This is a genomic window from Stenotrophomonas sp. YJH_SMC_20 (assembly GCF_059367845.1).
On sequence record NZ_JCAFRG010000004.1, the window covers coordinates 107634 to 127923 of the forward strand.

Consider the following 20290-nt stretch of genomic DNA (forward strand, 5'->3'; position numbering starts at 1 on the left):
TATCCGGTAGCGCCGGGCCATGCCCGGCGGCCGCTCTTCAATCCCAGGCCGGCGCAATGCCTTCCGGATTCGCCAGGCGATGGCCACGATCCAGCTTGGCGATCTGCGCCATGTCTTCGTCGGTCAGCCGGATCGCTGCCGCTTCGAGGTTGCTCGACAGGTTCTCGCGCTTGGTCGACGACGGGATCACCGAGAAGCCCTGCTGCAGCGCCCAGGCCAGCGCGATCTGCGCCGGAGTGGCCTGGTGACGGCCGGCAATGGCCTGGATCGCCGGGTCCTTGATCACCTCGCCATAGGCCAGGCTCATGTAGGCGGTGACGTGGATGCCGTTGTCCTGCAGGAACTTCACCAGCAGGCGGTTCTGCAGGTAGGGATGGATCTCGATCTGGTTGGTGGCGATGGCATCGGCGCCAAGGATCTCGATGGCCTTGCGGGTCTGGGCGATGGTGAAGTTGGAGATGCCGATCGCCTTCGTCAGGCCCTGTGCCTTGGCCTCGGCCAGCGCCGGCAGGTACTCCTCCATCGGCACGTCGACCTTGTCGTTCGGCGACGGCCAGTGGATCAGCGTCAGGTCCACATGATCGGTACGCAGCTTTTCCAGACTGGTATGCAGGCTGGCCAGCAGCGCTTCCCGCTTGAACGCGGTGATCCAGACCTTGGTGGTCAGGTAGATCTCTTCGCGCGGCACGCCGGAATCGGCGATGGCCTGGCCGACCTCGGCTTCATTGCCGTAGATCTGCGCGGTATCGATGGCGCGGTAGCCGACATCCAGCGCGTTGCGCACCGAGTCGATCACGGTCTGGTCTTTCAGGCGGAAGGTACCGAGACCGAAGGCGGGGACAGTCATGGGGGCTCCAGCAGAGGGGGAGAGAGGCGGGAATATCCACGAAAGGGTAGGCCAGCGGCCGTGTGCATGCCGGCAACGGTGCATTGCATCGACGTGTACGACGGCAGGTGATGGTGGGTGCGGACCGTTGGTCCGCACTGTTCATGCCGCCACCCATGCAGCGTTGGGAGCTGCCGGCCAGCGGCCGGCACTCCCCCTGTCTGCGCTCCACGGTAGTGCCGGCCGCCGGCCGGCAACCGGATCAATCAGGCCGCGCGCATCAGCGCGTCCTTCGCTGCGGCGGTGGTCGACAGGTCGAACACATCCACCGCGTCGATCAACCGGTTCGCCTGCTGTTCCAGGCTGCGTGCGGCGGCGCTGGCTTCCTCCACCAGCGCAGCGTTCTGCTGGGTGGTGCCGTCCATCTGGATCACGGTCTGGCTGACCTGCTCGATGCCCGCGCTCTGTTCCTGCGAGGCGGCGGAAATCTCGGCCATGATGTCGGTCACGCGCTGCACCGAGGCCACGATCTCGGCCATGGTGTCACCGGCCTCACGCACGCGCTGTGCACCGTGCCCCACCTGTTCCACCGAGGCTTCGATCAGCGACTTGATCTCCTTCGCCGCCGCCGCCGAACGCTGCGCCAGCGTGCGGACCTCGCTGGCGACCACCGCGAAGCCACGGCCCTGCTCGCCGGCACGCGCGGCTTCCACCGCAGCGTTCAATGCCAGGATGTTGGTCTGGAACGCGATGCCATCGATCACGCTGATGATCTCGGCGATCTGCCGTGACGACGTTTCGATCGCACCCATGGTCGCCACCACCTGCCCGACCACGCTGCCACCGTGTGAGGCGACACCCTGTGCACCGATCGCCAGCTGGTTGGCCTGGCGCGCGTGTTCGGCGTTCTGGCGCACGGTGGAGGTCAGCTCTTCCATGGATGCCGCGGTCTCTTCCAGATTGGCGGCCTGCTGCTCGGTACGGCGCGACAGGTCATTGTTGCCGGCGGCGATCTCCGCGGCGGCGGTGTGGATGTTGCCGGAGGCGTGCTTGATGTCGGTGACGATGGTCGCCAGCTGCGTGGCGGTGGTATTGGCATCGCCGGCGATACGCGCGAACACACCCTGGAAATCACCGTGCATGCGTGCACCGAGGCGGCCATCGGCGATCGCGCGCAGCATCGTTGAGACTTCGCCCAGGTTCAGTTCTGTGGTCTGCATCAGGCGGTTCAGGCCGTCGACCATCACGCGGAAGTCATACTCGAAGCGCGCGCTGTCGCCACGCTGGCTGAAGTCACCGGCGGCGGCGGCTTCGGCCAGGCGGCGGATCTCGCCGTTGATCATGCCGAGATTGGCCTTGGCCGTATCCAATGCGTTGGTGATCACGGCCTTTTCGCCGGGCAGGCGTTCCATGTCCTGGCTGAGGTCACCGACGGCATAGCGGCCCATGATCGAGATCGCGCGCATCTTCACCTGGATGTGCGCGTCAACCAGCGTGTTGCAGTCGGCCACCATGGTGCCGAACGCGCCCGGGAACGCACTGGCCTCCATGCGATGGCTGATGGTGCCGGCGTCATGCGCCTGCGCCATCGTCGCCTGTGCGTCCAGTACGCCGCGCAGCGTGGACTGCACCGCCTGCATCGCCTGCGCGAGGCGACCGATCTCGTCGCGGCTGCGCACCTGCACCACGTGCTGCAGATCACCGGCGGCCACGGCACGCGCAGCGGCTTCCACCGCCAGCACCGGCTGCACCACTGCGCGCCGCAGCCACCAGGCCAGGCCCATCAGCAGCAACACGGCGGCCAGCACGGTCAGCGCCGCGCACAGCAGCAGGGTCTGCCGGGCCTGCTGCGAACGTGCCGCCAGCGCCGCTTCGGCCACCTGCGTGGCATGCGTACTCAATGCATCCAGAGCGGTCGCCACCGCGCGATCCTTGCCGCGCACCAGGTTGTCGCCGGCGGCCGGGTCGTAGCCGGCCGCGGCAAATGCCTGCAGCGCCGCGTGATAGTCCTGCTGCAGCTGCGCGTGCAGGCCAACGAACGCCTGCGCCAGTTCACGCGTGCGCGCGTCCGGGCTGGTCACCAGGCCCTTGGCCAGCCGTTCGACCAGGCGGCCTTCGTTGTCGAAAGCGTCCAGGTGGCGCTGACGCAACGCGTCGTCGTGGCCGCGGAGCAGCACGTTCTTCCATTCCTGCACCTGGCCGCGGAACTCACGCTGCAGGCGTTCGGCGTCGCGGCTGTGTGTGACTTCGGGCGGAACCTCGGTGGACAACTTGAACCAGGCGGAGGCCAGGCCAGCCAGCGCGCACAGCAGGACCACGGCCAAGCCAACAGACACCGCGCCGAGCAGCTTGGACTGCAGGCGCGGAGCACGGACAGACGCATTCATGGGGAAGCACTCTCGGGAAGGGGCATTGCGGTATCGACCCGCCAAGCTCCCGCTGAAGTGCGACGTAAATCACATTAGCGTTTCGTTTAGTGATGTGAAGGAACTGTTTCATAGGACAAATGTGTCCGTATGGAACAAATGTGGACCCTGGACAGGGGATATAAATGTAACTATCGTAGTTACATGAAGACCGCGAACCCGCTCTCCGACGCCCTTCACGTGATGGCGCATCTGGTCGGCCAGGACGGCCCGCGCACCTCCGAGCAGCTGGCGTCCTGCCTGCCGACCCATCCGGTGGTGATCCGCCGTCTGCTGGCGCAGCTGCACAGGGCGGGCCTGGTTCGCAGCGCCCGTGGCCATGGCGGTGGCAGCCACCTGGCCCGTGATGCTGCAACGATCACCCTGCATGACATCTATCTGGCTGTGGGCGCACCACCGCTGGTGCAGGTCGGCGCCCGCGATTCCGGCGGCGGCTGCCCGATCCAGCAGCTGGTCAACAGCGCTTTGCTGGAGGGTGCACGCGAAGCACAGCGCCTGCTCGAACAGCGCCTGCGGGCGACCACACTGGACAAGCTCGGCGCCGACTTCGCCCGCCACCTCGCCCATCACCGCTCCCTGGAAGGTCACCATGAATCCTGATGTGCTCATCGTCGGCGGCAGTTATGCCGGCATTGCTGCGGGCCTGATCCTGGCCCGTGCCCGCCGCCCGGTCACCGTCATCGACGCCGGTTTGCCGCGCAATCGTTCCGCCAGCCATTCGCACGGGGTGCTGGGGCTGGATGGCATCAGTGGCGCCGAGCTGCTGAAGACCGCGCGACAGCAGCTGCTGGACTACCCCACAGTGCGTTGGGTGCATGCCGAAGCCGTGCAGGCCACCGCCCGCGCCGAAGGCGTGGAAGTGCGTACCGCCGATGGCCAGGTGCTGGCCGCGCGCAAGCTGCTGCTGGCCAGCGGTATTGCCGACCAGTTGCCGGCGTTGCCGGGCCTGGCCGAGCGCTGGGGCAGCACCGTGCTGCATTGCCCGTACTGCCATGGCTATGAAGTGGGTGGTGGTGCCATTGGCCTGCTTGGCGGTCATCCGATGTCCGCCAGCAAGGCGCCGCTGTTCGCCGACTGGGGCAATGTCACGTTCTTCAGCATGGGACTGGACATCACGGATGAGGAACGCGCCGCCATGCAGCAGCGCGGCGTGCAGATCGAGACGTCACCCGTGCTGGGCGTGCAGGGCGACCAGCCGACCTGGCTGGAAGTGGAGCTGGCCGACGGCCGCCGAATCGCCCAGCGTGCGTTGTTCGTGCCGGCCACCCAGGCGATGGCCACGCCATTGGTGCAGCAGCTGGGCTGCACGTTGGTCGAGAGCCCGCTGGGCGTGCTGATCGAGGTCGATGCGATGAAGCAGACCTCGGTGCCGAACGTGTATGCCGCAGGCGATGCGACGACGGTCGGCAACATCACCCTGGCCATGGCCGAAGGCGTGCGCGCGGGCATCGGCGTGCACCACGCGCTGGTGGCCGAAGACAGCATCGCGCGCTGAACGTTGCACAGGTAGAGGCCGATCTTGGTCGGCGCTGTTCCATCCACGCATGGCGTGGATCTACTGCAATCGGGTGCGGTGGGTGCCGGCCTTGGCCGGCACCGCTCCGTTACCCCTTCACGCACAACACCTGGCGCAGGGTGTGCACCACGTCGACCAGGTCCAGCTGCGCGGCCATCACATCGTCGATCGACTTGTACGCGGCCGGTGACTCGTCCAGCACGCCGCTGTCCTTGCGGCATTCCACGTGCGCGGTGGCCTCGCGATGCTGGGCCAGCGTGATCTGCTGGCGCGCGGCGCCACGGCTCATCACCCGGCCGGCACCGTGGCTGCAGCTGTGGAAGCTGTCCGCGTTGCCTTTGCCACGCACGATGTAGCTGCGCGTGCCCATGCTGCCGGGAATGATGCCCAGCTCCCCCTCGCGAGCGCTGACGGCCCCCTTCCGGGTCACCAGCAGCTCCTGCCCGTGGTGCGTTTCCTTCTGTACATAGTTGTGGTGGCAGTTCACCGCCATTGCCGCCAGCTGGAACTTCGGCAGCCGGTGGCGCATCTCGGCCAGCACGCGCGACATCATCGCCTCGCGGTTCTGCCGGGCGTAGTCCTGCGCCCACGACACGGCTTCGACGTAGTCATCGAACAGCGGCTCGCCTTCCATGAAGAACGCCAGGTCCTTGTCCGGCAGGTGGAAGCCCAGCACGCGCCGGGCCAGTTCCTCGCGCGCCTTCTCGATGAAGTAGGTACCGATCAGGTTGCCGGTGCCGCGCGAGCCGCTGTGCAGCATCACCCACACCGTATCCGTCTCGTCCAGGCACAGTTCGATGAAGTGGTTGCCGCCGCCCAGCGTACCCAGCTGGCGGTCCAGCTTATCGGTGCGGATCCTGCGGTGCTTGTCCTTGATCTTCTCCAGGCCGTCGGCCAGCCCGGACTGCACCAGCCGCGTGTGGATGCTGTCGGGCATGCGGTGATGCTCGCCGCCGCGCCCGTTGCCGACCGGAATGCTGCGCTCGATGCTGTTGCGCAGCTGCCGCAGGTCGTCGGGCAGGTCGTTGGCGCGCAGCGTGGTGCGCACCGCCGCCATGCCGCAGCCGATGTCAACGCCGACCGCGGCCGGGATGATCGCACCGCGGGTCGGGATCACCGAGCCGACGGTCGCGCCCTTACCCAGGTGCACGTCCGGCATCACGGCCACCCACGGCCCGACGAACGGGATCGCGGCGATGTTGCGCAGCTGCTCATGCGCCTGCGCTTCCAGCGGCACACCGTTGACCCAGCCCTTGATCGGCGTGGTGCCCTCGACGTGCAGCCATTGATAGTTGTGTTGAGTGTCCATGTCTTCGTGTATGTCCTTGATGGGCCGGCGGCGCGTCCCTGCGCCGCCGCTACCCCCTACCTGATCGTCACCAGCTGCTTCAGCACGCCATCCAGGCCGCCGAACACGGTGAGCGTGTCGATCTTCTCGGTGACCTTCTCCAGTGCCTCCAGCTCCTTCAAGCGCATCAGCACCGGGTTGTCCTCGATCAGCTTTGCGGTGTTGAGCTGTGATCGCGTGGCGTTGGCCTCCTCGCGGCGACGGATCACGCTGGCCTGGGCCTGCTTCTCGGCCAGCACCACGCCGTTGAGGATCTCCTTCATCTCGCCCGGCAGGATCACGTCCTTGATGCCGACGCCGAGCAACCGCACGCCGTGGCCCTCGATTGCCGCCTGCACATGTGAGGCGATCTCGCCGTCCAGCGCCGCCTTGTCGCCCAGCAGCTCGTCCAGGCTGCGCGCGGCAATCGCCTGGCGCAGGCCGAACTGCAGCTGCCGATAGATGAACTCATCGGCATTGCTCAGCGTGCGGTGTGCACGCACCGGGTCGACTACCTGCACGGTCGCGGCCAGGTTCACCCGCAGGGTCACCTTGTCGCGGCTGAGCAGCTCCTGGCCGGACACGTCCAGTGAACGTGCACGCAGTTCCACACGCTCCACCGACACGTTGCCGTTGAAGTTCCAGAACGCGTGCAGGCCGGCGTCCAGCGTCTGCCGCAGCGTGCCATCGATGAACAGCAGGCCCACCGACTCGCTCGGCACGGTGCTGATCACCGCCACACGCGGCAGCACGCCCAGCTGGCCCAGGCGCTGCTGCACGTCCAGCGGGATGCGCGGCTCGTCACCCAGCGCCATCACGCGTACCTGGGTGTCGACCGAACCGCGCCAGTACAGACGGCGGCTGCCCGGCGGCAGGACCTCGTCGATGCGGCCGTTGCGCAGCAACAGACCGACTTCGCCGGCGCCGACGTTGGCCAGCACGAAGTGCGTGTCCAGCTGTGCGCCCAGCGCTTCGATCAGGCTGTCCTGGTCGCTGCCGGTGTAGGCCGCGCCCTTCGATGCGTTGTGGAGGTCCACGTGCGGCCGGCCGCCGAACGGCGACAGGCGGTGCACGCCCGGCAGCAGGATCTGCTGGAAACGACGGTTGCGATACACCAGGCCGCGCTCGCCGTCGCCGATCACGACCTTGATGGTCCAGAACATGGGAGTCTCTCCTTGTATGGCTCTGGTGGTTCGACCCGTTGCGGATGAATCGCCATGACCCGGGTCGATTCGGTCGTGGCGAGGCTGCCTGCACACCACGTGCAGGCGGCGGAAGAGGGCGGCCATCGGCGGACGGTCCGCGCGCGGAGCCTTCGGTGCACCGGCAGTGCTGCCATCGTCGTTCCCGGCAGGCAGCACCGGTGCGGAACGTGGCTGGCAGTGGCGGCGGGCCGGAGCCCGGCGTGCGCTCCGTTGCCTTCCACGTTCCTGCCCGAAGGCGATGTCCGTGGATGGCGACGATGGCCGCTGGGGCTTGCGCCCCGGGTGTTGCTTCAAGTCATGACGTGACAGGTCATGTGGTTTGGAGTGGGAATCGAACCCACGACAGACGGAATCAGGATCCGTTGCTCTGACCAAGCTGAGCTATCCAGTTGGGGACCGCGCGGAATCGAACCGCGTACCGGCGAACCGGCGCCTGCCTCCAGCAGGCGATCCAGGCGATGGCATGTCCGCGACCTCCGGCATACGCCACGGCAACGCCGCGCGCACCAGCCCGTGGTGGAAACGGGACCGTTGGAGAATCGAGGGTGCAGGCCGCCGACATTATCGGCGAGCGATAATGTTTGGGTGCGATGCAGATAATGTCCAGGCGCTGCCGGTCGCGCGAAGTAAATCCTTCGGCGGGGCGGGAAAAACCTGGGTCAGTGAGCGGCGGGTTGCCGCGCGGGGTGCAGTTCTGGCATCGCGGGTCCTTGTGCCGACGCAAACGAAAACGCCCCCGGGACTTGCGTTCCGAGGGCGTCGTCAGGCCTCGGAGATCGGGGTGGCCGATCTCCGCAGGGCGGGTATCAGGCCGTTGTCAGCTGGTCTTCCTTGCCGAACGCGCGCGCCAGCACGTCCATGCGCAGGCATGGCAGTAGTTTGGCGGTGGCGACGGAGTGCGCGTTCAAGGGAGTTTTCCAGTGGTTGTTGAAACGAGGTGCGCACGATAAACCACGATTTAGTCGCGCGCAACCATTTTGTTCAATTATTTTCTTCGCTGTTGTGCAATGCCGGCCAGCGGCCGGCACTACAACTCAGGCTTCCGCGCTGGCGGCATCCAGCTGCGCGACATCCTGCACGCTCAACGACAGGTTGGCCGCTGCCAGCAGATCGTGCAGCTGTTCGACGCTGGTGGCGCTGACGATCGGCGCAGTGATCGACGGCCGCGCGATCTGCCACGCCAGCGCGATCTGTGCGGCGCTGGCGCCGTGCTTGCTGGCCACGTCATCCAGTGCCTGCAGGATGCGCAGGCCGCGCGGATTCAGATAGCGCTTCACCACCGTTTCGCCACGCGCCGGGCTCTTGGCTGCATCGGCCGGCGTGCGGTACTTGCCGCTGAGGAAGCCGCTGGCCAGCGCGTAGTAGCCGATCACGCCGATCTGTTCGCGCTGCACCAGCGGTTCCAGTTCCTTTTCGTAGCCGGCGCGGTCATACAGGTTGTACTCCGGCTGCAGCGTTTCGTAACGCGGCAGCCTGTAGTCGGTGGACACCTTCAGCGCATCGGCCAGGCGCGTGGCGCTGTAGTTGGAAGCACCGATCGCACGCACCTTGCCAGCTTCGATCAACCGGCCGAACGCAGCCAGGGTCGCTTCCAGCGGCGTCGACTCGTCATCCTCGTGGGCCTGGTACAGATCGATCACGTCGGTCTGCAGGCGGCGCAGCGAATCCTCGACCGCCGAATTGATGTTGTCCGGGGTCAGGCCGGGGCGTTCGGCCCACTTGGCCACCTTGGTCGCCAGCACCACCTTGTCGCGCTTGCCGCTGCGCGCGAACCACTTGCCGATCAGCGTTTCCGATTCGCCGCCGGCGTTGCCCGGCACCCAGGCCGAATACACATCGGCGGTGTCGACCAGGTTGAAGCCGGCGTCGACGAAGGCATCGAGCAGGGCGAAGCTGGCCTTCTCATCGGCGCTCCAGCCGAACACGTTGCCACCGAAGGCGAGCGGACGTACATGCAGGCCGGAACGGCCCAGTTCGCGGGTTGCCGTCATGGGCACGGACTCCTTGGGGGAAGTGCTCCAGAATAGAACGCGATGTGTGACCGTGCTGCGGCGACGACCACAAAACAGTGTTCCGCGGCGCGCACGCAGCTAACGTTTTGTGAACACCTGGGACGCTGTGACTGCTAGTCTCGCCGCATCTTCCGCTGGAGTCGTCCCGATGATGCCTGCTTCGTCCCTGCGTGGTTACCGCCTGCTGCCTGCTTCGTCCCTGCGTGGTTACCGCCTGCTGCTTGCTTCGGCCCTGCTTGCCGCCGTTCCCGCGTTCGCCGCACCGTCCACGGTGGCGCCGGCGAAGATCCAGGTCTCACCGGCCATCGATGCGGCGGTGAAGGCGTCGACCCGTGATGCCAACAACGTCAAGCGCGATGGCTTCCGTCATCCGGCGCAGACGCTGTCGTTCTTCAAGGTGGCACCGGAAAAGACCGTCATCGAGATCACCCCCGGCAACGGCTGGTACTCGGAGATCCTGGCGCCGCTGTTGCACGACAAGGGCCACTACGTTGCTGCGGTGGTCGATCCGATGGCGGTGCCCGAAGGCCGCGGCCGTGACTACCAGCAGCGCAGCCGCGACAGCCTGGAGAAGAAGTACGCCGGTGCGCCGGCACAGTTCGGCAAGACTGCCGTGGTCGCCTACGATCCGGCCAAGCCGGTGTTCGGCCCGGCCAATTCAGCCGATGTGGTGCTGACCTTCCGCAACGTGCACAACTGGCGCAAGGCCGGCCAGGCGCAGGGCATGTTCCAGGGCTTCTTCAACGTGCTCAAGCCGGGCGGCGTGCTGGGCGTAGTCGAGCATCGTGCCAAGGCCGACGTAGCCGACGATGATGACACCGGCTATGTCGGCCAGCAGCAGGTGATCGCGATGGCCGAGGCGGCTGGTTTCAAGCTGGATGCACGCAGCGAGGTCAACGCCAACCCGCGCGACACCAAGGACCACCCGAACGGCGTGTGGACGCTGCCGCCGACCAACCAGCACGACAAGGCCGATGATGCGAAGTACCAGGCGATCGGTGAAAGCGACCGCATGACCCTGCGCTTCATCAAGCCGTAAATCGGCAGGGCCGGGCCACGCCCGGCGAGCGCAGCGGCGTGGCAATCGACGCAATGTGCATCCGCCGGGCATGGCCCGGCGCTACCATCCATGGAGTGGACTGTTGAAGAAAGTGTTCTACATCGCCGTGGCCGTGCTGGTGCTGGCGCGGCTGATTGATTTCGTGTTCTACGGTGGCCATGCCTACGACCTGGTGGCGACGGTGGGGTTTGCCGTACTGTTCGCCGGTGCGCTGCTGGAGGAACGTGCGCGTGCCATGAATCCGCCACCGGTCCGCCTGCGGCGCCGGGCCAATGTCATCGCGGCGTGCGGCATCGCACTGGTGTTGGGTTCGTTCCTGCTGGAGTGGAAGGTCTTCGGCTGATCCCGCCGCAGCCTCGGCCAAAGCGGTGCCCGGCGAGCGAGCAGCGCGGCGTGGGACAATGCGCCATCTGCCGCCCGCCGTGCCCGCAATGCTGATCGCCTTCAACAAGCCCTTCAACGTGCTCTGCCAGTTCACCGACCGCAGCGTACCGCCGCGGCCGACGCTGGCCGGGTTCGGCCTGCCGCCGCGCGTGTATGCCGCCGGTCGCCTGGACCATGACAGCGAAGGCCTGCTGCTGCTGACGGATAACGGTACGCTGGCGCACAAGCTGACCGACCCCAGGCATAAGGCCGACAAGACCTACTGGGTGCAGGTGGAAGGCACGCCCAGCGATGAGCAGCTGCAACGGCTGCGCGATGGGGTGGAGCTGAATGACGGACCGACCCTGCCGGCGAAGATCGAGCGCCTCGATCCGGCGCCGTCGCTGTGGACACGCGATCCGCCGGTGCGCTTCCGCAAGACCGTGCCCGACAGTTGGCTGGCGATCACGATCCGCGAGGGCCGCAACCGCCAGGTGCGGCGGATGACCGCGGCGGTGAACCTGCCGACGCTGCGGCTGGTCCGCGTGTCGATGGGACCCTACCGCCTGGACGACCTGCAGCCGGGGCAGTGGCGGCAGATCGGCTGAAACAGGAAGGGCCGGATACCCTACGGTATCCGGCCCTCATAGCGGGCTGATGGGCTCAGTTCCTGCGGAAGGAAGCCGACCCCGGCAGACTCAGGCGTCGCTGCCGATATCGCTGTGCTCGTCCACCACGGTGTCGTTGCGGCGGTCACGCGCATTGATGCGCTGCGCCTGGCCATTCACCACGTGGCCGTTGGCGGCCTTCTTCTTCTGCTGCTTGCGGTACAGCGCATAGCCGAGCAGGCCGACACCCACCGCAGCGGCGGCAATGGTCACCGCCGGGTTGCGCCGGGCGAACTTGGTGGCCACCTTGCCACCGGTCTTGACGGCACCCAGCGCCGCGCCGGTCTTGATCCAGTCACTGGCCTGCGGCCCAAGGTGGCGCAGGCTGCCACCGGCACTCTTCAGGCCGTCGCCGGCGCTGTGGGCCAGGTCCAGGGCGCGCTCCAGAGCGCGGTCGGTGATTACGGTCAGCTTGCTCATGCGGGGGTCCTTTGCCTCGGGTCGAAGTCCAGTGTCGCGTGTTGCCCGTAAACGGTATGTCAGTCGAGGTGGCACGCGGTGTGACTTTACCGCAGCCATTCAGGATCAGGCAGGGTCCGGCTACGTCCCGCGCGGCTTGGCCCGATGCGTGGCCGTGGCCGTCCACGGGTCATCCGGCCACGGATGGCGCGGGTAACGGCCCTTCATTTCCTTTTTCACCTCGGCGTAGGTGCTTTCCCAGAAGTTGCGCAGGTCCTGGGTGACCTGCAGCGGGCGGCCGCCGGGGGAGAGCAGGTGCAGGGTCAGCGGCACGCGGCCATCGGCGATGCGCGGCGTGTCGGCCAGGCCGAACAGTTCCTGCAGCTTCACCGCCAGCACCGGCGGCAGCGGGTCGCCGCTCTCGCTGTCCAGCGCATAGGTGATCGGCCGCTCCAGTCCGGACGGCACGGTGATGCGGGTCGGCGCATGACGCTCGACCAGCTGCCGTTGTGGCCACTCCAGTGGCGATTTCAGCGCTTCGCCGAAGCTGGCTTCATCCAGCGCATCCAGACGGCTCTTGCCGGCGAACGCTGGCTGCAACCACTGCGCGCGGTTGGCCAGCAGGGCGTCGTCGCTGCAGTCGGGCAGGCCGAGCTCGGGCATCCAGCGGCGCAGCGATTCCACCCGTGCCTGCCACTGGCGCAGGCCTTCGGTCCACGGCAGCGCCTGCAGGCCGAGCTCGGCCACCGCATCGGTCAGCGCCTGCGCGGCGTGCTGCGGATCGACCCGGCCGGCCGAGCGGCTGTCCAACACGATCCGGTCGAAACGGGTCTCGCGCAGGGCCACCAGGGCGCGGCGCTCGCTGTCCCAGCGCACCACGTCTTCGGTGACGAAGCGCTCCGGCCACGCATGGCGCAGAGCACTTTCATCGACCGGTGCGGCACGCAGCAACAACGCATCGCGCGCTTCGAAGCGCAGTTCGCTGGCCACCAGCCACGGCTCGCCGCGCAAGTCGCTCAGCTCGTGCAGGCGCGCGCTGCGGCCATTGGCCAGGAGGTAGCGCAATGGATCGCTGGGATGCTGGACGCCAATCCGGTCTGGGAAGGCGTGCGCGAGCAGATCACCCAGTTCGTGCGCCTCGATGCTGGCCGGCGGCGTAGCCTCGCAGCGCAGGCGGCGACGCCACTGCCTGGCGGCGGCATCGATGGCAGCCAGCCCGCTGCGGTTGGCATCGCCCGGTATGCGGCCATTGCGGAACGCAGCCAGTGCGCGCCAGCGGCTCGCCAGCGCGTCGCCGCCCTGGCGCAACGGGTCGCGCGCCTCCAGCAGCGCGGCCAGGTCGGCAGCCAGCGCCTGGGCGCGGGCATCGGGCGCTGCCAGCAGCATCGCCGCCATCCGTGGATGCGTGCCCAGCGCCAGCACACGCCGGCCCAGTTCGGTGATCGCGCCACTGCTGGACAGGGCGCCGAGCCGCTGCAGCAGTTCGCGCGCCGCGCCCATCGGACCCGCCGGGGGCGGATCGAGGAAGCGCAGATCGCTGCTGCCCCAGGCCGCCAGTTCCAGCGCCAGTCCGGCCAGTTCCACCTGGTCGATCTCGGCACGGCGCTGCGGCTCCAATCGCTGCGACTGCGGCCACAGCCGCCAGGCCACGCCTTCGGCCACGCGACCGGCGCGACCGGCGCGCTGGTCGGCCGACGCCTGGGCGATGGACACCACGTCCAGCCGGGTGAAGCCGCTGTTGGGGTCGTAGCGCGGTTCGCGCGCCTGGCCGCTGTCGATCACCACGCGCACGCCGGGCAGGGTCACCGACGACTCGGCCACGTTGGTCGCCAGCACCACGCGACGGCGGCCATCGCTGGCCATCTGCAGCACGCGCGCCTGTTGTTCCACCGGCAGCTCGCCATGCAGCGCCAGCACCTCGACGTTGCCATCGAGTGACTCCTGCAGGCCAGCCTGCACCCGCGCGATCTCGCGCTGGCCGGGCAGGAACACCAGCAGGTCACCGGGGTGTTCGGCCAGCGCCTGCTGCACAGCGCGGCGCACCTGCAGTTCCAGCGTCTCATCGCGGCGCGCCGGGAAATGGCTGACCGTCACCGGGTAGCTGCGGCCCTCGCTGCTCAGCCGCGGCGCATCGAGGAAGCGTGCCAGGCGCTCGCCATCCAGCGTGGCCGACATCACTACCAGGCGCAGGCCATCGCGCAGCTGCGCCTGCACGTCCAGCGCCAGCGCCAGGCCGAGGTCACCGCTGAGATGGCGCTCGTGGAATTCGTCGAACAGGATCGCACCGACCTCTTCCAGCATCGGGTCGTCCTGCAGCATGCGGGTCAGGATGCCTTCGGTGACGACTTCAATGCGCGTACGCGCCGAAACCTTGTTCTCGAAGCGGATACGGTAGCCGACCGTGCCACCGACCTCCTCGCCCAGCTGCCGTGCCATGAACAGCGCGGCGCTGCGTGCGGCGACCCGGCGCGGCTCCAGCAGGATGATTTTCCGGCCCTGCAACCACGGTGCATCGAGCAGGGCCAGTGGTACCTGGGTGGTCTTGCCGGCGCCGGGCGGGGCTTCCAGCACCAGCCGTGGCTGCACGGCCAGGTGCTGCTGGATCTGCGGCAGCAGCGGGGAAATCGGGAAGAGCGGGGCATTCATGGGCAAAGGATAAGGGGCCACGGCGGGCGCAGGTACAATGCGCGGGCACTTTTCCCCCGCGATGACCATGCACCTGATCGATATCGGCGCCAACCTGACCCACGACTCCTTCGACCGCGACCGCGATGCCGTGCTGGACCGCGCGCGCCAGGCCGGCGTGGTGCAGATGGTCATCACCGGCGCCAGCCGCGAGCACTCGCCGTTGGCGGTGCAGCTGGCCCAGCAGCACCCCGGTTTCCTATACGCCACCGCCGGCGTGCACCCGCACCACGCGGTGGAATACACCGAGGAATGCGATGCCGAGATGCGCGCGCTGCACGCGCATCCGGAAGTGGTGGCGGTGGGGGAGTGCGGGCTGGACTACTTCCGTGACTTCTCGCCGCGCCCGGCGCAGCACCGCGCGTTCGAGCGCCAGCTGCAGCTGGCTGCGGACAATGGCAAGCCGCTGTTCCTGCACCAGCGTGATGCGCATGCCGACTTCATGGCACAGATGAAGAACTTCGAAGGTCGCATCGGCCCGGCGGTGGTGCATTGCTTCACCGGCGAACGCGATGAACTGTTCGATTACCTGGACCAGGACTGGTACATCGGCATCACCGGTTGGCTGTGCGACGAGCGCCGTGGCGCGCACCTGCGCGAACTGGTGAAGAACATCCCGGCCAACCGCCTGATGATCGAGACCGACGCACCGTACCTGCTGCCGCGCACGCTGAAGCCGATGCCGAAGGACCGCCGCAACGAACCGATGTTCCTTTCGCATATCGTGGAAGAACTGGCACGTGACCGTGGCGAGGACGTTGCAGTGACGGCGGCCAATGCGACTGCGGCGACGCGCGCGTTCTTCCGCCTGCCCGACGCCGGTTGATCCGTAGAGCCGAGCCCATGCTCGGCTTATCGCGCGCAGCGCGAAAGACGCAAAGAGCAGCCGAGCATGGGCTCGGCTCTACAAAGCGCTGTCCGGTAGCGCCGTGCCATGCCCGGCGAGCGAAGCGGCAAGGTCCGTCAGCCCTTCCCGATACGTCGGAAACCGTGGCGCCCACCCCAGCGCTTCACGCGTGCCACGGCTGTCGATGCGCTTGTTGCTCTCGTAGAAGCGCCGCAGCGTCGGGCTCAGTGCCGGGTCATCCCAGGCCACGGCGGGCGGCAGCGCAAACCCGCCCAGCTTCGCGGCGAAGGCCAGCACATCCTGCGGCGGTGCAGGCTCGTCGTCGCTGGGCAGGTAGAGACCCTGCCGGGCCGGGCGCCGCATTGCGGCGATGATGACGGTTGCCAGGTCATCCACGTGCAGTCGGTTGAACACCTGGCCCGGGCGAACCACGTGGCGTGCACGCCCCTGCGCCAACTGCACCAGCGCATTGCGACCCGGCCCGTACAGGCCGGGCAGGCGGAACACCGCCGAGGCGATGCCGCGTTGTCCGGCCAGTGCACGCCACTGTGCTTCCGCGAGCAGGCGCTGCACGCCAGCCGTTTCAGTGGCGTCGGCCGCGCTGCGCTCGTCGATCCAACCGCCGGCGCGGTCGGCATACACCGAGGTCGACGACAGATAGCCGACCCAGCGCAATGCCGGGCTGGCCTGCAGCGCGGGCAGCAGCAGGCGCAGTGCCGGGTCCCCTTCAGCATCCGGCGGCACGCTGCACAGCACGGCATCGGCCTGCGCGATCTCTTCGAGCAGGGCAGGTGACGGTGCGGTGTCAGCTCGAAGCGGGTGTCGCAGCAGGCCATCGTGCGGTGCCGCAGACGGGTCGCGCACCGTGCCGGACACGGCTACGCCCCGCGCCTGCAGCTGCGCGGCCAGCACGCGTCCGCTCCAGCCCAGCCCGAGAATCAGTACCCGCGCGGGCAACGGGCTGGCCTGCAATGCGGGAGTCACGCGACCCGCAGTGCCTGGTAGGCCTGCAGGCTGCTGTAGGCAACCTGCAGCAGCAGGGCCTCCTGATCGGCCCTTCGCGCACGCGCCAGCATGTCGCCGACAATCTGTTCCGCTTCCACCTGCTGGCCGGCCTCCAGATCGCGCAGCATCGAGGCCTTCAACGCCGAGCCGGCCTGGGTCAGCGTGCCGCGCGCGGTGTCCTGCGCTGCCTCCGGAACCGGTTCACCGGCGGCTTCGGCGACGGCCAGGCACTCGTCGTAAAGGCCACGTACGATCGCCTCGCCATCATCGGTGGCGACGATGGTGCCGATATCCGCACGCAGCAGGCAGGTAGCGGCGGCCAGCGCGGTCAGGAAGGTGTACTTGATCCATTGCTCCTGGCCGATGCGCTCGCTGGCCAGGTGATCAAGATTGGCCTGTGCGCAGGCGGCAGCGAAGGCGCGCACGCGTGCGGAGATTGCTCCGCCGTCGCGCTCGCCGAAGGTGAGCTTGGCCGGCTTGCCCAGATGCAGCACCGCGCCATCGGGCGCCTTGGTGGCGCTGATGAAGCACAGGCCGCCGAGTACCGCGTCGCGGCCGAAGCGCAGGTCCAGCGCGTTGTAGTGGTGCAGGCCATTGAGGATCGGCAGCACGGTGGTGTTCGCGCCGACTGCCGGGGCGATGGCATCGATCGAACTGTCCAGGTCGTAGGCCTTGCAGCTGAGGATGACCAGGTCGAAGGGCTTCTGCGCGGCCAGTGCGGGCAGTGCATCAGCAGTGACGTGCTGAACCGGGAAACGCGCATCACCCAGTGGGCTGCGGATGACCAGGCCATCATGGTCCAGCTGCGCGGCGCGCGCGGGGCGCACGAGGAAGGTCACGTCCACGCCGGCCTGGGCCAGGCGGCCACCGAAGTAACCGCCGGTACCGCCGGCGCCGAGGATCAGGATGCGCATTGCACGTTCACCGCTTTCTGGGGGAATCAGATCTGCGATTGTGCCGGAGATTGCGGGCAAAAAAAGAGCCGAGCATCGGCTTGGCTCTACAGAGATCGCTTCATCCGCGCATGGCTTGGATCCATCGTGTCGACCAAGGTCGACACCTACCAACAGCAGCGCAGAACGGCTCCCCGGCAGATCGCAGGAATTTGTCGAAGGCGGGGTGGGTCCGGTTGCGGGGGCGTGAGCGCCATGGATGGCGCGACCGAGCCTCCATGGACGGATTCACGGCGTCCCCCGCAACCGGACCCACCCCGCCATCCCCCGGATAGTCAGCTTTTGCCGTTGAAGTTGACGTTGATTCAGCGGGTGCAGGGCCGCAGGCCCTGCAGGCAAAACTCAGCTGCGCATGCCCACGCCACGGCGCAGCAGCCACAGCGCCAGCGCCGTCAGCACCACCACGAAACCGATCATCAGGCCGTAGGCCACCGGCAGCGGCACATCGCTGCTACCCAGCAGGCCATAGCGGAACGCGTTGACCATGTAGAAGATCGGGTTCGCGTGCGTGGCCGCTTCGGCCCAGCCCGGCAGCAGCTTCACCGAATAGAACACGCCACCCAGGTAGGTCAGCGGGGTCAGGATGAAGGTCGGCACGATCGCCACGTCATCGAACTTCTTCGCATACACCGCATTGATGAATCCGGCCAGCGAGAAGATCGTCGCGCCCAGGATCACCGTGGTCAGCATCACCAGCGGGTGCGGGATGCGCACCGGGGTGAAGAACATCGCGATGATCAGCACGATCACGCCCACCATCAGGCCGCGCAGCACCGCGCCAGCCACATAGCCCCACAGGATCACCCAGTTCGGCATCGGGCTGACCAGCAGCTCTTCGACGTGGCGGCCGAATTTGGCGCCGAAAAACGAGGAGCTGATGTTGCCGTAGCTGTTCTGGATCACGCTCATCATCACCAGGCCCGGCACGATGAACTGCATGTAGGTGTAGCCGCCCATGTCACCCACGCGCGACCCGATCAGGTTGCCGAAGATGAGGAAGTACAGGGTCATGGTGATCGCCGGCGGCACCAGGGTCTGGCCCCAGATGCGCATGATGCGGGCGACTTCGCGGCGCACGATGGTCATCAGCGCGATGCGGTTGCGCTGGCCGTCGGTCAGCTCGGTGGTGCTCATGCGGGCTTCTCCATGTTGCCGGTGAGGCGCACGAACAGCTCCTCCAGGCGGTTGCTCTTGGTACGCATCGAACGCACGCGGATACCGGACGCGTTGAGCGTCGCAAACACGCGGTTGAGGTCCATCGCGCGTGGCATATCGATGTCCAGCGTGTGCGGGTCCGGGGCGGTCAGCGTCGCGCCCTCGATCACCGGCAGCTGCGCCGGCAGGTCACCGTCGATGTCCAGCAGGAAGCCTTCCACGTCCAGCTTGGCCAGCAGGGTGCGCATCGGCCCCTGTTCGACGATCTGGCCATGGTTGATGATCGCCAGGTGGCGGCACAGGTACTCGGCCTCTTCCAGGTAGTGCGTGGTGAGGATGATCGTGGTGCCGGCACCGTTGATCTCCTTCAGCACGCGCCACATGTCGCGGCGGATCTCGATGTCCACGCCGGCGGTCGGTTCGTCCAGGATCAGCAGGCGCGGGCGGGTCATCATCGCGCGGGCGATCATCAGCCGGCGCTTCATGCCGCCGGACAGCGTGCGGCTCATCACCTGTGCCTTTTCCCACAGGTGCGCGCGCTTCAGTTCCTCTTCGGCGCGCTGCTCGGCTTCCTCGCGCGGCACGCCATAGAAGCCGGCGTAGTTCACCAGGATGTCGAAGGGCTTCTCGAACAGGTTGAAGTTGATTTCCTGAGGCACCAGCCCGATCAGGCGCATGGTCGCGCTGCGGTTGCGCACCAGGTCGCTGCCGAACACCTCCACCTGGCCCTCGCTGAGGTTGACCAGGGAGCTGATGATGCCGATCAGGGTCGACTTGCCGGCCCCGTTGGGGCCGAGCAGGGCGAAGAAGTCGCCCGGGGCCACTTCCAGGGAAACGCCCTTCAGGGCCTGGGTGCCGTTGTCGTAGGTCTTGCGCAGGTCGCGCACGCGCAGGGCGGGCGCCGTATCGTTCTGGGATGCCAAGCTCGAAGCCTTCGCGCCCATGGGCTGGCGCTGGAGAGGGGCGGGGAGGGGCTATTATAGAAGACCCCGAGGGCTTGCCCCGGCTACACACTGTCCCGAAAAGTCGTGCCTGTTCAATTCCCCCTCAAGCTGGTCGGCTGCCGCATGCTGGCCCCGACCGTCGGCCACTACCAGTTCGTGCGTGATGATGGACAGCCACTGGATTTCCAGCCCGGCCAGTTCATCCAGGTCCATTTCAGCTACGCCGACGGCACCGAAACCAAGCGCAGCTACTCGCTGGCGACCATCCACGACCATGCGCTGGGCCCGGGCGAGGCGGTGGATATCGCGGTCAGTTTCGTGCCCGGTGGTGCTGCCACGGCCCTGTTCGAGGCACTGGAGCCGGGCGGCCAGATCAGTGCGTCCGGCCCCTATGGCCGGTTCTGCCTGAATCCCGGTGACCACAACGCCCGTTACCTGCTGATCGCCACCGGTACCGGCGTTACCCCGTACCGTTCCATGCTGCCGCTGCTGGAAAAGGCCATGGCCGAACGCGATGTGCAGATCGTGCTGCTGCAGGGCGCGCGCAGCCCGGGCGAGCTGCTGTACAGCGAAGATTTCTACAGCTTCGCCGAAAAGCACGCGAACTTCCGCTATGTTCCGTGCCTGTCGCGCGAATTGCCGGCCGAACCGCACCCGGATGTACAGCACGGCTACGTGCAGCAGGCGCTGGCCGGTTTCACGCCGGACCCGGCCACCGACATCGCCTACCTGTGCGGCAACCCGGACATGGTCGATGCCTGCGCCGAACTGCTGAAGGCCGCCGGCCTGGGCAACCCGCAGATCCGCCGCGAGAAGTACGTCAGCAGCAAGTAAGCCAGGGTAGTGCCGGCCGCTGGCCGGCAACCCCACGAACGCTGGTAATGCCGGCCGCTGGCCGG

18 protein-coding genes and 1 tRNA gene are annotated in these 20290 nt (G+C 67.3%); 7 read left to right on the forward strand and 12 right to left on the reverse strand.

What is annotated here, in order from left to right; genetic code table 11:
- Positions 1–37: 37 nt before the first annotated feature.
- Together dkgB and AC5P6A_RS08865 are read right to left on the reverse strand one after the other, a co-directional pair.
- Positions 38–847: a 2,5-didehydrogluconate reductase DkgB gene (gene dkgB / locus AC5P6A_RS08860; RefSeq protein ID WP_134732091.1), complete on the reverse strand. Its 810-nt coding sequence runs from the start codon at positions 845–847 to the stop codon at positions 38–40.
- 245 nt (positions 848–1092) lie between these two features.
- Positions 1093–3213 carry a methyl-accepting chemotaxis protein gene (locus AC5P6A_RS08865; RefSeq protein ID WP_219633861.1) on the reverse strand — a complete coding sequence of 707 codons (2121 nt, stop codon included), beginning with the start codon at positions 3211–3213 and terminating at the stop codon, positions 1093–1095.
- Positions 3214–3396: 183 nt separating this feature from the next.
- Between AC5P6A_RS08865 and AC5P6A_RS08870 the strand changes: the two genes are divergently transcribed.
- Positions 3397–3852, forward strand: coding sequence for an Rrf2 family transcriptional regulator (locus AC5P6A_RS08870; protein ID WP_065177851.1), 456 nt, complete (start codon positions 3397–3399; stop codon positions 3850–3852).
- Complete coding sequence (locus AC5P6A_RS08875; RefSeq protein ID WP_180876363.1) at positions 3842–4747, forward strand: NAD(P)/FAD-dependent oxidoreductase; 906 nt, start codon at positions 3842–3844, stop codon at positions 4745–4747. Before AC5P6A_RS08870 ends, AC5P6A_RS08875 begins: the two co-directional genes overlap by 11 nt.
- Before the next feature lie 109 nt (positions 4748–4856).
- On the opposite strand, the gene AC5P6A_RS08880 is transcribed toward AC5P6A_RS08875, so the two are convergent.
- From AC5P6A_RS08880 to AC5P6A_RS08895, 4 genes are all read right to left on the reverse strand, one after another.
- The gene (locus AC5P6A_RS08880) at positions 4857–6077 is read right to left on the reverse strand and encodes an RtcB family protein (RefSeq protein WP_019661691.1); all 1221 of its coding nucleotides are present in this window, start codon (positions 6075–6077) and stop codon (positions 4857–4859) included.
- A 56-nt stretch (positions 6078–6133) separates the two neighbouring features.
- Complete coding sequence (locus AC5P6A_RS08885; protein ID WP_155030320.1) at positions 6134–7258, reverse strand: slipin family protein; 1125 nt, start codon at positions 7256–7258, stop codon at positions 6134–6136.
- 357 nt (positions 7259–7615) lie between these two features.
- Positions 7616–7689, reverse strand: a tRNA-Gln gene (locus tag AC5P6A_RS08890).
- Positions 7690–8334: 645 nt separating this feature from the next.
- A complete protein-coding gene (locus tag AC5P6A_RS08895) occupies positions 8335–9291 on the reverse strand; it encodes an aldo/keto reductase (RefSeq protein WP_346715005.1) in 957 nt (318 codons plus the stop codon).
- 202 nt (positions 9292–9493) lie between these two features.
- Between AC5P6A_RS08895 and AC5P6A_RS08900 the strand changes: the two genes are divergently transcribed.
- From AC5P6A_RS08900 to AC5P6A_RS08910, 3 genes are all read left to right on the forward strand, one after another.
- Positions 9494–10351 (forward strand): class I SAM-dependent methyltransferase, encoded by an 858-nt coding sequence (locus tag AC5P6A_RS08900; RefSeq protein WP_346715063.1) that lies wholly within the window; start codon positions 9494–9496, stop codon positions 10349–10351.
- 112 nt (positions 10352–10463) lie between these two features.
- Positions 10464–10715 carry a hypothetical protein gene (locus tag AC5P6A_RS08905; protein WP_224329425.1) on the forward strand — a complete coding sequence of 84 codons (252 nt, stop codon included), beginning with the start codon at positions 10464–10466 and terminating at the stop codon, positions 10713–10715.
- 88 nt (positions 10716–10803) lie between these two features.
- Positions 10804–11343, forward strand: coding sequence for a pseudouridine synthase (locus AC5P6A_RS08910; protein WP_026347220.1), 540 nt, complete (start codon positions 10804–10806; stop codon positions 11341–11343).
- Positions 11344–11433: 90 nt separating this feature from the next.
- Here the strand turns inward: AC5P6A_RS08910 and AC5P6A_RS08915 are convergent, their stop codons facing one another.
- Positions 11434–11823, reverse strand: a complete 390-nt coding sequence (locus AC5P6A_RS08915) for a hypothetical protein (protein ID WP_019661686.1) — start codon at positions 11821–11823, stop codon at positions 11434–11436.
- Positions 11824–11943: 120 nt separating this feature from the next.
- The gene (hrpB, locus tag AC5P6A_RS08920) at positions 11944–14448 is read right to left on the reverse strand and encodes an ATP-dependent helicase HrpB (protein WP_180876369.1); all 2505 of its coding nucleotides are present in this window, start codon (positions 14446–14448) and stop codon (positions 11944–11946) included.
- A 67-nt stretch (positions 14449–14515) separates the two neighbouring features.
- On the opposite strand from hrpB, the gene AC5P6A_RS08925 reads away from it, so the two are divergent.
- Positions 14516–15313 (forward strand): TatD family hydrolase, encoded by a 798-nt coding sequence (locus AC5P6A_RS08925; RefSeq protein ID WP_071228618.1) that lies wholly within the window; start codon positions 14516–14518, stop codon positions 15311–15313.
- Positions 15314–15391: 78 nt separating this feature from the next.
- Here the strand turns inward: AC5P6A_RS08925 and AC5P6A_RS08930 are convergent, their stop codons facing one another.
- The 4 genes from AC5P6A_RS08930 to AC5P6A_RS08945 form a co-directional block, all read right to left on the reverse strand.
- Positions 15392–16318: an NAD-dependent epimerase/dehydratase family protein gene (locus AC5P6A_RS08930; protein WP_138953466.1), complete on the reverse strand. Its 927-nt coding sequence runs from the start codon at positions 16316–16318 to the stop codon at positions 15392–15394.
- A complete protein-coding gene (gene panE / locus AC5P6A_RS08935; protein ID WP_180876372.1) occupies positions 16315–17253 on the reverse strand; it encodes a 2-dehydropantoate 2-reductase in 939 nt (312 codons plus the stop codon). The genes AC5P6A_RS08930 and panE overlap by 4 nt, the downstream gene beginning before the upstream one ends.
- 381 nt (positions 17254–17634) lie before the next feature.
- The gene (locus AC5P6A_RS08940) at positions 17635–18426 is read right to left on the reverse strand and encodes an ABC transporter permease (protein ID WP_005411568.1); all 792 of its coding nucleotides are present in this window, start codon (positions 18424–18426) and stop codon (positions 17635–17637) included.
- Positions 18423–19391, reverse strand: a complete 969-nt coding sequence (locus AC5P6A_RS08945) for an ABC transporter ATP-binding protein (RefSeq protein WP_019661681.1) — start codon at positions 19389–19391, stop codon at positions 18423–18425. The genes AC5P6A_RS08940 and AC5P6A_RS08945 overlap by 4 nt, the downstream gene beginning before the upstream one ends.
- 84 nt (positions 19392–19475) lie before the next feature.
- Here AC5P6A_RS08945 and AC5P6A_RS08950 point away from each other — a divergent pair, with 84 nt between their 5' ends.
- Positions 19476–20225, forward strand: coding sequence for a ferredoxin--NADP reductase (locus AC5P6A_RS08950; protein ID WP_019661680.1), 750 nt, complete (start codon positions 19476–19478; stop codon positions 20223–20225).
- Positions 20226–20290: the final 65 nt, after the last annotated feature.